We start from the raw sequence: 13,528 nt of genomic DNA on the forward strand, positions 1-13,528 counted from the left end.
CGACGGCGACCGGGACCGGGGCCCCGTCCGCGCCGTCGAGCTCCACGAGCATGGCCTCCTCGGGGGCGAGGTCGTCGGCCATGCAGGCCAGCTGAGAGGTCATCGCCGCGTCACTCCGCGACGCCGGTGATGGCGCTCATCGACTTCTCCAGCTCCGCCTCGATCGACGCGAGCAGGCGCTCCTCGACCGACGGGACGCCGATCTCGTCGATCAGCTCGGCGAAGAAGCCGCGCACCACGAGCCGACGGGCGTCGACCTCGGGGATGCCGCGGGCCATGAGGTAGAAGAGCTGCTCGTCGTCGAAGCGGCCGGTCGCCGACGCGTGCCCCGCGCCCTCGATCTCGCCCGTCTCGATCTCCAGGTTCGGCACCGAGTCGGCGCGGGCGCCGTCGGTGAGGACCAGGTTGCGGTTGAGCTCGTAGGTGTCGGTGCCCTCGGCCTCGGCCTGGATGAGCACGTCCCCGACCCACACCACGTGCGCGCCGGCGCCCTGCAGGGCGCCCTTGTACGTGACGCGCGACTTGCAGCGCGGCACGGCGTGGTCCACGAAGAGGCGGTGCTCCTGGTGCTGGTCCGCGTCCGCGAAGTACAGGCCGACCATCTCGACCTCGCCGCCCTCGCCCGTGAACGTCGCGTCCGGCGTGAGGCGCACGACGTCGCCGCCGAAGGTCACGACGACGTGCTTGAGCTTGGCGTCGCGGCCGATGCGGGCCCGGTGGCTGGAGGCGTGCACGGCGCCGTCGGCCCAGTCCTGGACGCTGACGACGGTGAGGTGCGCGCCCTCGTCGACGACGATCTCGACCGTCTGGTTGAGGGTCGCGTCGCCGCGGTGGTCGATGACGACGACGCCCTCGGCGTGGTGCTCGGCGTGCACCAGCAGGTGCTGCGCCGTGAGGTCCTTCGTCGCGCCCTCGACGCGCACGGAGGTGACGTCGGTGGCGACGGCCTCGGCGGGGAGCGTGACGACGGTCGCCTCGGCGGCCGCGTTCCACGCGGTCACCGCGGTGCGGTCGCCCGGCTTGCCGGTCGTGCCCAGGCGCGGGTCGTCCTTGCCGACGATCTCGACCTTGGCCTCGGGGGCCTCGACGACGGTCGTCAGCACGCCGCCGGCGCCGTGCTCCTCGCCGAACAGCGGCTGGAGCCGCGCCACCGGCGAGAAGCGCCACTCCTCCTCGCGCCCGGTGGGCACGGGGATGTCGGCGAGGTCGAACGACGTCTTGCGCTCGGCGCGCGAGCCCGCCGGCACGACGCCGTGGGAGTGGGCGCCGTCGGCCACGGCGCGGGAGTGATCGGTAGTGATGGCCATCAGCCGACGGACCCTTCCATCTGCAGCTCGATGAGGCGGTTGAGCTCGAGCGCGTACTCCATGGGCAGCTCGCGCGCGATGGGCTCGACGAACCCGCGCACGATCATGGCCATCGCCTCGGTCTCCTCCATGCCTCGGGACATGAGGTAGAACAGCTGGTCCTCGCTCACCCGCGAGACCGTCGCCTCGTGCCCCATGGACACGTCGTCCTCGCGGACGTCGACGTACGGGTAGGTGTCGGACCGGGAGATCTGGTCGACGAGCAGCGCGTCGCACAGCACGGTCGACGCGGAGTGCTTGGCGCCCTCGAGCACCTGCACCAGGCCGCGGTACGAGGTGCGGCCGCCGCCGCGGGCGACGGACTTCGACACGATCGACGACGACGTGCGCGGCGCGGCGTGCACCATCTTGCAGCCGGCGTCCTGGTGCTGGCCCTCGCCCGCGAAGGCGATGGACAGCGTCTCGCCGCGGGCGTGCTCGCCCAGCAGGTAGATCGCCGGGTACTTCATCGTGACCTTGGAGCCGATGTTGCCGTCGACCCACTCCATGGTGGCGCCCTCGGCGGCCGTGGCGCGCTTGGTCACCAGGTTGTACACGTTGTTCGACCAGTTCTGGATGGTCGTGTAGCGCACGCGGGCGTTCTTCTTCACGACGATCTCGACGACCGCGGAGTGCAGCGAGTCGCTCGAGTAGATCGGCGCGGTGCAGCCCTCGACGTAGTGCACGTAGGAGCCCTCGTCCGCGATGATCAGCGTCCGCTCGAACTGGCCCATGTTCTCCGTGTTGATGCGGAAGTAGGCCTGCAGCGGGATCTCCACGTGCACGCCCGGCGGCACGTAGACGAACGAGCCGCCCGACCACACGGCCGAGTTCAGCGCGGCGAACTTGTTGTCGCCCGCCGGGATGACCGTGCCGAAGTACTCCTGGAACAGCTCCGGGTAGTCGCGCAGGCCGGTGTCGGTGTCGACGAAGATGACGCCCTGGGCCTCGAGGTCCTCGCGGATCTGGTGGTACACGACCTCGGACTCGTACTGCGCGGCGACGCCGGCCACGAGGCGCTGCTTCTCCGCCTCGGGGATGCCGAGCCGGTCGTAGGTGGCGCGGATGTCCTCGGGCAGGTCCTCCCAGCTGGCGGCCTGCTTCTCCGTGGAGCGCACGAAGTACTTGATCCGGTCGAAGTCGATCCCGGTGAGGTCGGCGCCCCAGTTCGGCATCGGCTTCTTGTCGAAGAGGCGCAGCGCCTTGAGGCGCGCCTTGCGCATCCACTCGGGCTCGTTCTTGAGCTCGGAGATGTTCTTGACGACGTCCTCGTTCAGACCGCGCTGCGCGGCCTCGCCCGCGGCGTCGCTGTCGCGCCAGCCGTACTCGTACGCACCGATCGAGTCGATGATCTCGTCATCGGACCGCTTCTCGGTGCCCTGCGCCGAAGCCGCCTGGGCGGCGTCCTGGGTGGGAGCGCTCATCGTGTTCCTTCCTGCGTGCCGCGGGTGCGGTGGGCCGGGGTGGGGAGGTTCTGGGGGGACGTCGGGGTGGAGACGATCGGGACGTTCGTGACGCACGCGTGCGCGCCTCCCGCGATCGTGGCGAGGCGCTGGACGTGCGTGCCGAGCAGCTCGGAGAACGCGCGGGCCTCGGCCTCGCACAGCTCGGTGAACTCCTCGGCGACGTGCTGCACCGGGCAGTGCCCCTGGCACAGCTGGACGGTGGGCAGCAGCGGTCCGCTCACCGGGCGGACCGAGGCGGCGTAGCCGTCGGCCGACAGCAGGTCGGCGAGCTGGGCCGCGCGCTCCTGCGGGTCGGTGGCGGTGAGGCGGGGCGCGTACCGCGTGACGACGGCGTCGTACCGGTCGGCGGCGAACCGCGCCACGGCGTCCGTCCCGCCGGTCTCGCGCAGGTAGCGCATCACCTGGGCCGCGAGCTCGGAGTAACCGCCCGCGAGGTCCGACTGCCCGCGAGCGCTGACGACGTAGCGGCGGGCGGGGCGGCCCCGGCGGCCCGACGACGGACCGGCCTCGTGCACCGCGATCGTGCCGTCCTCCTCGAGGCAGGCGAGGTGCCGGCGGACGGCGGCGGAGGTGAGGCCGAGCCGGTCGGCGAGCTCCCCCGCCGTCACGGGACCCTCGCCGGCGACGAGCTCCAGGACGCGGCGGCGGGTGGTGCCGTCGGCCTCGGGCGCGCCGTCGAGCAGGCGGGGGTCGACGCGTGCGGCCGTGCGGTCGGTCGTGCTGGTCGGCATGCGCTCACCCCCGTGCGGCTCGTGGACCACCGGGGGCAAACCTCACCCCCGGCGACGACGTCGATATAGGGAACATCCTTGTTGCGTAATCCAGGATGTCAAGCAAGGCAAGCCTCACAGGGCCCCCTCGAGGGCCCCGGTGTCGCGAACGTCACTCGTCGGTGACGATGCGGCCCTCGATGACCTCGCCCGGGCGGCCGCCCGCGCCCCCGCCGGACGCCTGCTGCCCGAGCTGGCGCAGCTTGAACCCGAGGGCGATCATCACGATCCCGATGATCACCGCGAACACGCCGATCACGATGGACAGGCCCACGATCGCGTCGGCCGGGTTGACGAAGCAGACCACCGCGAGCGCCAGCAGCAGCAGGCCCGCGAGCAGGTTCCACACCCACGACGCGCCGCCGCGCCGGCGCATGGCCGGGACGACGAACAGCTGCAGGAGGCCGAAGATCAGTGCCCAGACGGCCACGAGGATGAGGACGACGCCGAGGAACACCTTCGGCAGGAGCAGCAGCAGGGCGCCGAGCACCAGCGCGACGATCCCGACGCCCGTGTTCACCGAGCCCGCCGAGGTGCCGCGCCGCCGGATCCCGTCGACGATGCTCACCAGGCCGTCGACCAGCACGAACACCCCGAACACCTGGACGAGCAGCGTCGGCGTCTTGTCGGGCAGGAAGATCGCCAGGAGCCCGAAGAGCAGGGCGAGCACACCACGCACGACCGGCCAGTACCAGAGCCGCCGCGCCAGGGCTGCGACGTCCTGCGGCGGCGTGAACGCGTAGAAGGTCATGTCCGTCGAGCTCCTCGGTCGTACGAGCCTGCGCCGCCCGGCCGGGCGACGTCCGTAGAATCTTCCGGTGCCCACCTCGATCGCGCCATCGGGCGCGGACGGCGCCACGCCGTCCGCGCACTCTGCCGAGGACCCGCGCGCCGGCTCCGTCGATCCCGCTGCCGGGGCCGCCGTCCGCGTGCGGGGCCTGGTCAAACGCTACGACGGGCGCGACGTCGTCGCAGGTCTGGACCTCGTCGCCGACGCCGGGGCGGTGACGGCCGTGCTCGGGCCGAACGGCGCGGGCAAGACCACCACCATCGAGTGCTGCGAGGGCCTGCGCTCCCCCGACGGCGGCACGGTGCGCGTCCTCGGCCTCGACCCCGTGGCCGACGCCAGCGCGCTGCGCCCCCGCGTCGGCGTCATGCTGCAGGACGGCGGGCTGCCCACGGGCGCCCGCGCCGGCGAGGTCCTGCACCACGTCGCCTCCATGTACGCGGCGCCGCGGGACCTGGGCGAGCTCGGCGAGCGCCTGGGCCTCGGGTCGTTCGCCCGCACCACGGTGCGGCGGCTGTCCGGCGGGCAGCGCCAGCGGCTGTCCCTCGCGGCGGCGGTCGTCGGGCGGCCCGAGGTGGTGTTCCTCGACGAGCCGAGCGCGGGCATGGACCCGCAGAGCCGCCACGCCGTGTGGGACCTCGTGCGCGAGCTGCGCGACGAGGGCACCGCCGTCGTGCTCACGACGCACCTCATGGACGAGGCCGAGGACCTCGCCGACCGCGTGCACGTCGTCGACCACGGCCGCCTCATCGCCAGCGGCTCCGTGCCCGAGCTCCTCTCCCCCGACGCCCAGGACGACCGCACCCTGCGCTTCGACGCCGCCGCGGGCCTCGACCCCGCCGCCGTCGCGGCTGCCCTCGACGCCGCCGGCGAGCGCGGACCCTGGGCGGTCAGCGAGCCGCAACCCGGTTCGTACGTGGTCGCCGGCCCCGCCGGGCCGCGCACCCTGGCCGTCCTCACGGCCTGGCTCGCCGACCACGACGTCCTCGCGAGCCGCCTCACCGTGGGCCGGCGCACGCTGGAGGACGTCTTCCTCGACCTGACGGGACGGCACCTGCGATGACCACCACCACCCCGCACCCGACCAGCGGCACGAGCGGGCGCGGTGCCGCCGCCCCCGCGTGGCGCCGCGTGCTGTCCCAGACCGGGTTCGAGACGCGGGCCGTGCTGCGCAACGGCGAGCAGCTCCTCGTCACGATCGTGCTGCCGGTCATGGTGCTCCTCGGCCTGACGCGCACCAGCGTCGTCGAGATCGACACCGGCGGCCTGGACCGGATCGACTTCGTGACGCCGGGCGTGCTCGCGCTCGCCTGCGTCTCGACGGCGTTCACCTCGCAGGCCATCGCCACGGCGTTCGACCGCCGCAACGGCGTGCTGCGCCTCCTGGCGACGACGCCGCTCGGGCGGGGCGGGCTGCTCGCCGGCAAGCTGCTCGGCGTCCTGGCCGTCGAGGTCGTGCAGGTCGTCGTCATCGGGGCGGTCGCCCTCGCGCTGGGGTGGCACCCCGCGGCGGGCGGGATCCTCGCGGCCGTCGGCGTCGGTCTGCTCGGCACGGCCTGCTTCACCGCGCTGGCGCTCCTGCTCGCGGGCACGCTGCGCGCCGAGGGCGTGCTCGCTCTCGCGAACCTCGTCCTCGTGCTGCTCGTCGTGGGCGGCGGCCTGCTGGTGCCGCCGGGCCAGCTGCCCGGCCCCCTCGAACAGCTCGCGACGTTCCTGCCGTCCGGCGCGCTCGGCGAGGCGATGCGGGGCGCGCTGCTCGGCACCGGCGTACCCGCGCTCGCGCTCGTGGTGCTCGCCGCCTGGACCGCGCTGCTCGGGTGGGCCGCGGCCCGCTTCTTCCGCTGGCAGTGACCGGGCGCTGACACGACCGGGCCAACGTCACACCGTGGGGCGGCCGTCGCCGCCCGAACGGCCCGGACCGAGGGATAGCGTGGACCCGTGACCTCGCCGAGCCCCGCCGCGCCCGCCCCCGAGGCGGGTGCCGGCGCCACGCCCGACCGGACCGACCGCCCCGACCGCCTCGCCCGGTTCCGGCCCTGGACCCGCGGCGTGCTCCTGGCGAACGTCATCGGGCAGATCCTCGTCATCGGCACGGGCGGCGCGGTGCGGCTCACCGACTCCGGGCTCGGCTGCTCCACCTGGCCGATGTGCGAGCCGGGGCACTTCACGCCGGTGTTCCACGAGGCGTCCTCGATCCACTCGTTCGTCGAGTTCGGCAACCGGACCATGACGGGCGTGCTGAGCGTCATCGGCGTCATGGTGCTGGTCCTGGTGTGGACCGACCGGCGCCGGACCGAGTCGTACCGGGCCCTGGGCATCGTGCCCCTGGCGGGCGTGCTCACCCAGGCGGTCATCGGAGGCATCGTGGTGCTGCTGCACCTGCACCCCGGCTGGGTCTCCCTCCACTTCGGCGTCTCGGTCGCCCTCGTGTGGTTCAGCGCGTACCTGCTGCACCGGCACGGCGAGGGCGACGGGCCCCCGCAGCGCGTCGCGGGCCGCGGCGTCGCGACGACCGGCGCCCTGCTCGGCCTGCTGCTGATCCCGGTGGTGACGCTGGGCGTGCTCGTCACGGGCTCCGGCCCGCACTCGGGCGACACGGAGGTCGGCTACCGGCTGGCGCTCGACCCGCTGACCATGACGCGGGCGCACTCCGAGTCCGTGTGGCTGTTCCTCATCACCCTCGTCGTGCTCCTGGTGCTGCTGCACCGGCGGCCGGCCGGCCCGCGGGTCGCGGCCGCGCGCAAGGGCGCGTGGGTGCTGCTCGCGGTCACGCTGTCGCAGGGCCTCGTCGGCTACGTGCAGTACTTCACCGGCCTGCCCGAGATCCTCGTCGGCGTGCACCTGGTGGGCGCCGGCTGCCTCGCCTGGGCCACCGCGAACGCCGTCCTGAAGCTGCGCACCCGCGCCTGACGCCGCCTCCGGGCCCCCGCCGCGCTACGGTGCAGGCGTGCGCATCGAGGTCGACGGCCGCCCCGCGACGGCCGAGCAGGTCGCGTCCACGGACGGCCACTTCACCGCGATGCAGGTGCGCGGCGGCGGGGTCCAGGGCCTGGGCCACCACCTGACCCGGCTCGACGCCGCGCACCGCGAGATCTTCGGTCTGCCGCTCGACGGCGACCGCGTCCGCAGGCTCCTCCGGCACGCGCTCGCCGGTCAGGACGACGCCTCGGTCCGCGTCGTGCTGCGCGACCCCGAGCGCGTCGCCGTCCAGGTGGGCGAGCCTCGCCTCCCCCCGACCCGTCCGCAGCGCCTGCGCTCCGTGCCGTACCTGCGCCCGTTCGCGCACCTCAAGCACCTGGGCGGCTTCGCGCAGGCGCAGTGGGCGCGGCAGGTCGGGCGCGAAGGGTACGACGACGCGCTGCTCGTCGGCCCGGACGGCGCCGTCGCGGAGTCGACCATCGCGAACGTCGGCGTGCTCGGGCCCGACGGCGACGTGCTGTGGCCCGACGCCCCGCACCTGCGCGGCACCGGCCTCGCGCTGGTCGCGGAGACGACGCCGACCCGGACCGGTCCCGTGCACCTCGACGACCTGCGCAGCGCCTCCGGGGCGTTCCTCGTCAACTCCATCGGCATCGTCGCCGTCGCGTCCGTCGACGGGAGGGACCTCCCGGACGCGACCGCGCGGGTGGAGGCGATCCGGCGCGGGGTGGCCGCCCTCCCCTGGGAGGCGCCGTAGCCGCGGGCGGACGGGCGCGTGACAGCCGAGGCGAGCGCGTGACAGCGCCGTGACAGCGCGTTGGGAGCGGCACCGCGCACGGTGGTGCCATGACCACCACCGCGATCGAGGCCGAGGGCCTCGTCAAGACCTTCGGCGACAACCGCGCCGTGGACGGGGTCGACCTCGAGGTCGCCACCGGCACGGTCTACGGGGTCCTCGGCCCGAACGGCGCCGGGAAGACCACCACGATCCGCATGCTCGCGACGCTCCTGCGGCCCGACGCCGGCCGGGCGTCCGTCTTCGGCCACGACGTGTCGCGCGAGCCGTTCGTCGTGCGCCAGCTCATCGGAGTCACGGGGCAGTACGCGTCCGTCGACGAGACGCTCAGCGCCACCGAGAACCTCCTGCTGTTCTGCCGGCTCAACGGGCTCAAGGGGTCCGCCGCGACGCGACGCACCCGCGACCTGCTCGAGGAGTTCAGCCTCACCGACGCCGCCGCGCGCCCGCTGAAGAACTTCTCCGGCGGCATGCGGCGCCGGCTCGACCTGGCGGCGAGCCTCATCGCCCAGCCCCCGCTCCTCTTCCTGGACGAGCCGACCACCGGCCTCGACCCGCGCACCCGCGCCCAGATGTGGGAGACCATCCGCCGCCTCGTCGCGACGGGCTCGACCGTGCTGCTCACCACGCAGTACCTCGACGAGGCCGACCAGCTCGCCGACCGCATCGCCGTGATCGACCGCGGCCGCGTGGTCGCCGAGGGCACCGGGGACGAGCTCAAGTCGTCGGTCGGCCAGCAGTCGCTGCAGCTCGCCCTCGTGCGGCCCGACGACGCCCCGGCCGCCCAGGCGGCCGTGCAGGACGTGCTCGGTGTCGCCGCGACGGTCTCCCCCGAGGCGCGCCGTCTCACCGTGCCCGTCGCCGACCCGGCCCGCGTCACCGACCTGCTGGTCCGCCTGCGCGGCGCCGGCGTCGACCTCGACGGGCTGTCGATGGACAAGCCGACCCTCGACGAGGTGTTCCTGACGCTGACCGGCCACGACGCCACCGACCAGTCCACGACCGACCGAGCCGCCGGCTCCCCCGAGCTCGAGGAGATCTCCGCATGACCACCCTCACCACCGCCGCCGCGCCCGTGGCGCCCGGGGGACGCATCGTCCCCGGCGCCGAGCGCACCCTGCGCAACCGCGTGACCGCCGGGCAGACCGTCTCCGACTCCCTGGCCATGGCGCGCCGCGGCCTCATCAAGATCCGCCGGACGCCGGAGCAGCTCATCGACGTCACGGTGCAGCCGATCATCTTCACGCTGATGTTCACGTACATCTTCGGCGGGGCGATCTCCGGCAGCATCGCGGCCTACCTGCCGGTCATCATCCCCGGCATCCTCGTGCAGACCGTCATCACGGCCTCCGCCGTCACCGGCACCCAGCTGCGCGAGGACATGGACAAGGGCGTGTTCGACCGGTTCAAGTCGTTGCCCATCGCCCGCATCGCCCCGCTCGCCGGGGCCCTGGTCGCGGACCTCGTCCGCTACCTCATCGCGACGACGCTCACGATCGTGATGGGCCTGGTCATGGGCTGGCGCCCGGGCGGCGGCGTCGGCGGCGTGCTGCTCGCCGGCCTGCTCGTCATCGTGTGCGCCTGGTCCCTCAGCTGGATCTTCGCGTTCTTCGGCGTCATCGGCCGGTCCGCGTCGTCGGTGCAGGGCATCTCGTTCCTGGTGCTCTTCCCGCTGACGTTCCTGTCCAACGCGTTCGTCCCCGTGGACACGATGCCCGGCTGGCTGCAGGGCTTCGTCAACGTGAACCCGGTGTCGCACCTCGTGACCGCGGTCCGCGACCTCGCCAGCACCGGCAGCGTGACCGGTCAGGTCGGCATCGCGCTGCTGAGCTGCGCCGTCGTCGTGGCCGTCTTCGCCCCGCTCGCCGTGCGGAGCTACATGAAGAAGGCCTGACCAGGCCCGTCCGGCCCGGGCGCCTGGTCCGTCTCCGCCGCGAGACGGACCAGGAGCTCGTCCGCGCGCGCCACCAGGTCGTCGCGGTCGAGGGCGTCCGCCCGCCGCCCGCCCGCGCGGACGATCTCCGCCCCGCGCTCGCCGAGGGCGTCGGCCACCTCCGCCCGCAGGCGGTCGAGCCGCAGGGCGGGCAGGTCCTGGCGCGCGCCCAGGCGGCCCGCGAGCGCCAGCAGCTCCGCGCCGTCGGCGGCGCGGCCGTCGTGGTCCTCGGCGGTGCCGACCGACGACGCACCGCCGAGGCAGGCCCAGCAGGCGACGCCCACCGACGACGTCGCGAGCACCGGCCGGTCGACGAACCCGCGCCCGTCGCCCCGCAGGCGCCTCCCCACGTCGACGATCCGGCGCACGAGACCGCCGTCGTCGACCCCCGCCTGCACCCGGCGCACGAGGGTGGCCGACGCGAGCAGCAGGAACCACGGCGCTGCGTCGCCCTGCGGCTGGCCGGTTCCGAACGTCTCCAGCGCCCGCGCGAGGCGGGCGAGCGCCTCGCCGCGGTCGCCGCGCGCCCACGCCAGCTCGCCACGCCCCAGCTCGACGACGCCGCGCGCCTGCGCCTCCCGGCCGTCGTGGCCGCCCTCGGCGGCAGGGACCATGGACTCGACGACGGCCTCGGCGACCTCGAGACGGTCCAGGGAGAGGGCGGTGCCCAGCTCGATCCACCGCACCTGCCACTGCATCTCCTCGGCGCCGATCGCCGCGACGCCGTCCTTCGCGGCGGCGACCCAGCGAGCCCCCTCCTCGGCCTCGCCGCGCTCCGTCAGGAACGAGGCGAGGACCATCGCCGTCATGGCCGAGGCAGCGGCGTCGTCGATCCCGCGCGCCACCTCGTGCGCGGCCCGGGCCAGCTCCACGGCGCGCGCGATCTCGCCGTCGTTCTCCCGCTGCTGGGCCTCGAACATGTGGCCGATCAGCGCCGTGTACCCGTCCTCGGACGCCTGCAGCCGGGCGAGCACGCCGAGCGACTCCTCGGGGGTCCGCGCCAGGACGAGGTCGGCGAGCTCGCGCGTGCGGGAGCCGACGGCCCGGCTGGAGCGCAGGAGGCGACGCAGCCGCCCCAGCGGGCGGGCCGCCGTCCCCGGCACCCCGAAGACCGAGGCCGCGGCGATCGCCTCGAGCGCGATGGCGGTGGCGTCCGCGTGCTCCTCGGGCACCGGCCACCCCTCGAGAGCGTGCAGCACGCCCGGCAGCAGGCCGACGACCCGCTCCTCGGCGCCGCGCACCGCCCAGCTCCCGAGCAGCGCGACGAAGCCGTGCACCACGGCGTCGGGCCGGCCCAGGTCCATCGCGCGCCGCACCGCGAACAGCAGGTTCTCCTGCTCCCGGCCGAGCTCCACGACCGCGTCGCGCTGACGCGGGCTCAGCAGCCGCGAGGCGCACCGCCGGGAGACCGTCAGCGACCACGCGAGCACGGCCGCCTCGGCGGCCGCCACCTCCCCGGCCGCGGCGAGCCGCAGCAGCCCGAACTCCCGCACGGTCTCGACCATCCGGTACCGGGTCGCTCCGTCGGCCTCCTCGACGCGCACGAGGGACTGCAGCTCCAGCGTCGTGACGTCGTCGTCCACCTGCCACCCGGGCACGTCGGGCAGCAGGGCGCGCGCCGCCTCCGCCGAGAACCCGTCGGGCAGCGTCGCGGCACGCCGCCACAGCGCCTGCTGCCCGGGCGTGAGCAGGTTCCAGCTCCAGTCGAGCACGGCCTCGAGCGTGCGGTGCCGGTCGGGCACCGAGCGGTCGCGCACGCGGAGCAGGGCGAACCGCTCGTCGAGCCGCGCCTCGACCTCGGCGACGCTGAGGGTCCGCACGCGCGCGGCCGCCAGCTCGATGGCCAGCGGGAGCCCGTCCAGGCGGTCGCAGAGGCGCGCGACGGCCGCGCGGTCCAGCAGGGCGTCGGGACGCACCGCGCGGGCCCGCTCGACGAACAGGCGCACCGCGGGGCCGCCGTCCTCCTCGTCCGGGTCGGCGCCGAGAGGCGCGGGCGCGTACGTCGACTCCTCCTCCAGCAGCAGCGGCGTCCGGCTGGTGGCCAGCACCCGCAGCCGCGGCGAGACGTCCAGCAGCGCGCCGGCCCAGCGGGCGGCTCCCTCGACGACGTGCTCGCAGTTGTCCAGCACGACGAGCGCGTCGGCGTCGCGCAGCCGTGCGGCGACCTGGCTCGCCAGGTCGCCGGCCTGGAGCCGGTCGGCCAGGCGCAGGGTGGTCGAGCCGGGTGCCACGCCCAGCGCGTCGGCGAGCGCCAGGACGACGTCGTCGTCGGCGCGCACGCCGACCAGCTCGACGACGACCACGAGGCCGGTGCCGGCGACCGCGCGGCGCGCCACCTCCTGCGCGAGCCGCGTCTTGCCCAGCCCGCCCGGCCCCAGGACGGTGACGAGCCGGGCCGTCCCGAGGGCGTCGCGCACGGCGGCGACGTCGGCCTCCCGGCCCAGCAGCGGCGTCGGGTAGCGCCGGAGGCCGCGGGCCGTCCCGGCCACCGCCCTACCCGGGGTCTCGGCTGCTCCCGTACCGGTCGGCGCGGGCGACGGCGGGGCCGGGGCCGGGGTCGGCGTCGGCGTCGTCGGCGTCGGCGTGCCCTCCGCGGCGACGTCCGCGGCGAGCCGTTCGTAGAGCGCGACGGTGGCGGGTCCGGGCTCGCTGCCCAGCTCGCGCACCAGGACCGACCGCAGGCGGGTGAAGACGCGCAGCGCCTCCGCAGGCCGGCCGAGCCCGCCCAGGGCGCCCATGAGCGCGCGGGCGGCGTCCTCGTCCGTGGGGTCCGCGGCGACGTCCGCGCCGGCGACCTCGGCGACGACCGCGTGCTGGCCGGCGGCCTCTGCCGCGTCGCGGCGCACCAGCCGCAGCTCGTCGCGCCACCGCTGCGCGACGGTCGCGAGCTCGCGCGCGACGTCGGCGAACTCGCCGCCCTCGAGGTCTCCGCCGGGTGTGCCCGCCCACAGGCACAGGGCGTCCTCCGCGGTCGCCTGGGCGGCGGCCGGGTCGCCCGAGACGACCTCGCGGCGCGCCCGGGTCAGCCCGTCGCGCACCCGGTCCAGGTCGGAGGCGACGCCCAGGGCGTAGCCGGTCTCCGTCGCGCGCACGACACCGCGGCCGGCGACCGCCCGCAGCCGGGAGACCAGGTTCTGGAGCGCGGCCCGCGGGTCGCCGGGCAGCGACTCCTGCCACAGCCGGTCGACGAGGCCGCCGGAGGAGACGCCCCGGGGCCCCGCGAGCGCCAGGAGCGCGACCAGCGCCGCGGCGCGAGCCCCGCGGGGAGCGCGCTCGGCGCCGTCCGGACCCGCGACCCGGACCGGGCCGAGGACCCGCACCGCGGGTGCGCCCGCGGGCACGTCGGGAGCGGGTTCAGGGGCGTCACGCACGCCTGTGGAGCCTACCGGCCGCTCAGGCGCCCCGGCGCGACGGCCAGGGCGCGTCCGCCGGCCGCAGCGACGCCCACCCGCCCGCACGGCTCGCGGCGGCGGCGAGGACGCCCACCACGGCGGACGGGTTGTGCAGGCTG

At 75.1% G+C, this 13,528-nt stretch carries 11 protein-coding genes and 1 pseudogene; 6 read left to right on the forward strand and 6 right to left on the reverse strand.

The window, feature by feature from the left end; translation table 11 throughout:
* Positions 1-110: 110 nt before the first annotated feature.
* From sufD to ACFWEK_RS10405, 4 genes are all read right to left on the reverse strand, one after another.
* The gene (gene sufD / locus ACFWEK_RS10390; RefSeq protein ID WP_429767170.1) at positions 111-1,307 is read right to left on the reverse strand and encodes a Fe-S cluster assembly protein SufD; all 1,197 of its coding nucleotides are present in this window, start codon (positions 1,305-1,307) and stop codon (positions 111-113) included.
* Entirely contained in the window at positions 1,307-2,770 is a 1,464-nt protein-coding gene (gene sufB, locus ACFWEK_RS10395; protein WP_429767171.1) for a Fe-S cluster assembly protein SufB, read from the reverse strand. Before sufB ends, sufD begins: the two co-directional genes overlap by 1 nt.
* A complete protein-coding gene (locus ACFWEK_RS10400; RefSeq protein ID WP_430546320.1) occupies positions 2,767-3,543 on the reverse strand; it encodes a helix-turn-helix transcriptional regulator in 777 nt (258 codons plus the stop codon). The genes sufB and ACFWEK_RS10400 overlap by 4 nt, the downstream gene beginning before the upstream one ends.
* A gap of 151 nt (positions 3,544-3,694) precedes the next feature.
* Positions 3,695-4,333, reverse strand: coding sequence for an HdeD family acid-resistance protein (locus tag ACFWEK_RS10405; protein WP_430554002.1), 639 nt, complete (start codon positions 4,331-4,333; stop codon positions 3,695-3,697).
* Between the two features lie 178 nt (positions 4,334-4,511).
* Here ACFWEK_RS10405 and ACFWEK_RS10410 point away from each other — a divergent pair, with 178 nt between their 5' ends.
* The 6 genes from ACFWEK_RS10410 (at position 4,512) to ACFWEK_RS10435 (ending at position 9,978) form a co-directional block, all read left to right on the forward strand.
* Positions 4,512-5,432 (forward strand): ABC transporter ATP-binding protein, encoded by a 921-nt coding sequence (locus tag ACFWEK_RS10410; RefSeq protein WP_430546347.1) that lies wholly within the window; start codon positions 4,512-4,514, stop codon positions 5,430-5,432.
* Positions 5,429-6,220: an ABC transporter permease gene (locus ACFWEK_RS10415; RefSeq protein ID WP_430546322.1), complete on the forward strand. Its 792-nt coding sequence runs from the start codon at positions 5,429-5,431 to the stop codon at positions 6,218-6,220. The genes ACFWEK_RS10410 and ACFWEK_RS10415 overlap by 4 nt, the downstream gene beginning before the upstream one ends.
* Positions 6,221-6,307: 87 nt before the next feature.
* Positions 6,308-7,279 (forward strand): heme A synthase, encoded by a 972-nt coding sequence (locus tag ACFWEK_RS10420; protein ID WP_430546323.1) that lies wholly within the window; start codon positions 6,308-6,310, stop codon positions 7,277-7,279.
* A 37-nt stretch (positions 7,280-7,316) separates the two neighbouring features.
* On the forward strand, positions 7,317-8,045 hold the full coding sequence (locus ACFWEK_RS10425) for an aminotransferase class IV (protein WP_430546324.1): 729 nt from the start codon (positions 7,317-7,319) through the stop codon (positions 8,043-8,045).
* Positions 8,046-8,134: 89 nt separating this feature from the next.
* Positions 8,135-9,133, forward strand: coding sequence for an ATP-binding cassette domain-containing protein (locus tag ACFWEK_RS10430; protein ID WP_430546325.1), 999 nt, complete (start codon positions 8,135-8,137; stop codon positions 9,131-9,133).
* Positions 9,130-9,978, forward strand: coding sequence for an ABC transporter permease (locus ACFWEK_RS10435; protein WP_430554003.1), 849 nt, complete (start codon positions 9,130-9,132; stop codon positions 9,976-9,978). The genes ACFWEK_RS10430 and ACFWEK_RS10435 overlap by 4 nt, the downstream gene beginning before the upstream one ends.
* On the opposite strand, the gene ACFWEK_RS10440 is transcribed toward ACFWEK_RS10435, so the two are convergent.
* Positions 9,960-13,388 (reverse strand): BTAD domain-containing putative transcriptional regulator, encoded by a 3,429-nt coding sequence (locus ACFWEK_RS10440; protein ID WP_430554004.1) that lies wholly within the window; start codon positions 13,386-13,388, stop codon positions 9,960-9,962. The two genes, ACFWEK_RS10435 and ACFWEK_RS10440, sit on opposite strands and share 19 nt — an antisense overlap.
* Before the next feature lie 22 nt (positions 13,389-13,410).
* Positions 13,411-13,528, reverse strand: a pseudogene (locus ACFWEK_RS10445) (ADP-ribose pyrophosphatase); the annotation flags it as partial.

The organism is Isoptericola sp. NPDC060257, from assembly GCF_042726645.1.
Classification (GTDB): Bacteria; Actinomycetota; Actinomycetes; order Actinomycetales; family Cellulomonadaceae; genus Isoptericola; species Isoptericola nanjingensis.

Coding starts and splice junctions, on each gene's coding strand:
- ACFWEK_RS10415 (WP_430546322.1), top strand. CDS start 5,429: ATGACCACCACCACCCCGCACCCGACCAGCGGCACGAGCGGGCGCGGT.
- ACFWEK_RS10405 (WP_430554002.1), bottom strand. CDS start 4,333: ATGACCTTCTACGCGTTCACGCCGCCGCAGGACGTCGCAGCCCTGGCG.
- ACFWEK_RS10430 (WP_430546325.1), top strand. CDS start 8,135: ATGACCACCACCGCGATCGAGGCCGAGGGCCTCGTCAAGACCTTCGGC.
- ACFWEK_RS10435 (WP_430554003.1), top strand. CDS start 9,130: ATGACCACCCTCACCACCGCCGCCGCGCCCGTGGCGCCCGGGGGACGC.
- ACFWEK_RS10400 (WP_430546320.1), bottom strand. CDS start 3,543: ATGCCGACCAGCACGACCGACCGCACGGCCGCACGCGTCGACCCCCGC.
- sufD (WP_429767170.1), bottom strand. CDS start 1,307: ATGGCCATCACTACCGATCACTCCCGCGCCGTGGCCGACGGCGCCCAC.
- sufB (WP_429767171.1), bottom strand. CDS start 2,770: ATGAGCGCTCCCACCCAGGACGCCGCCCAGGCGGCTTCGGCGCAGGGC.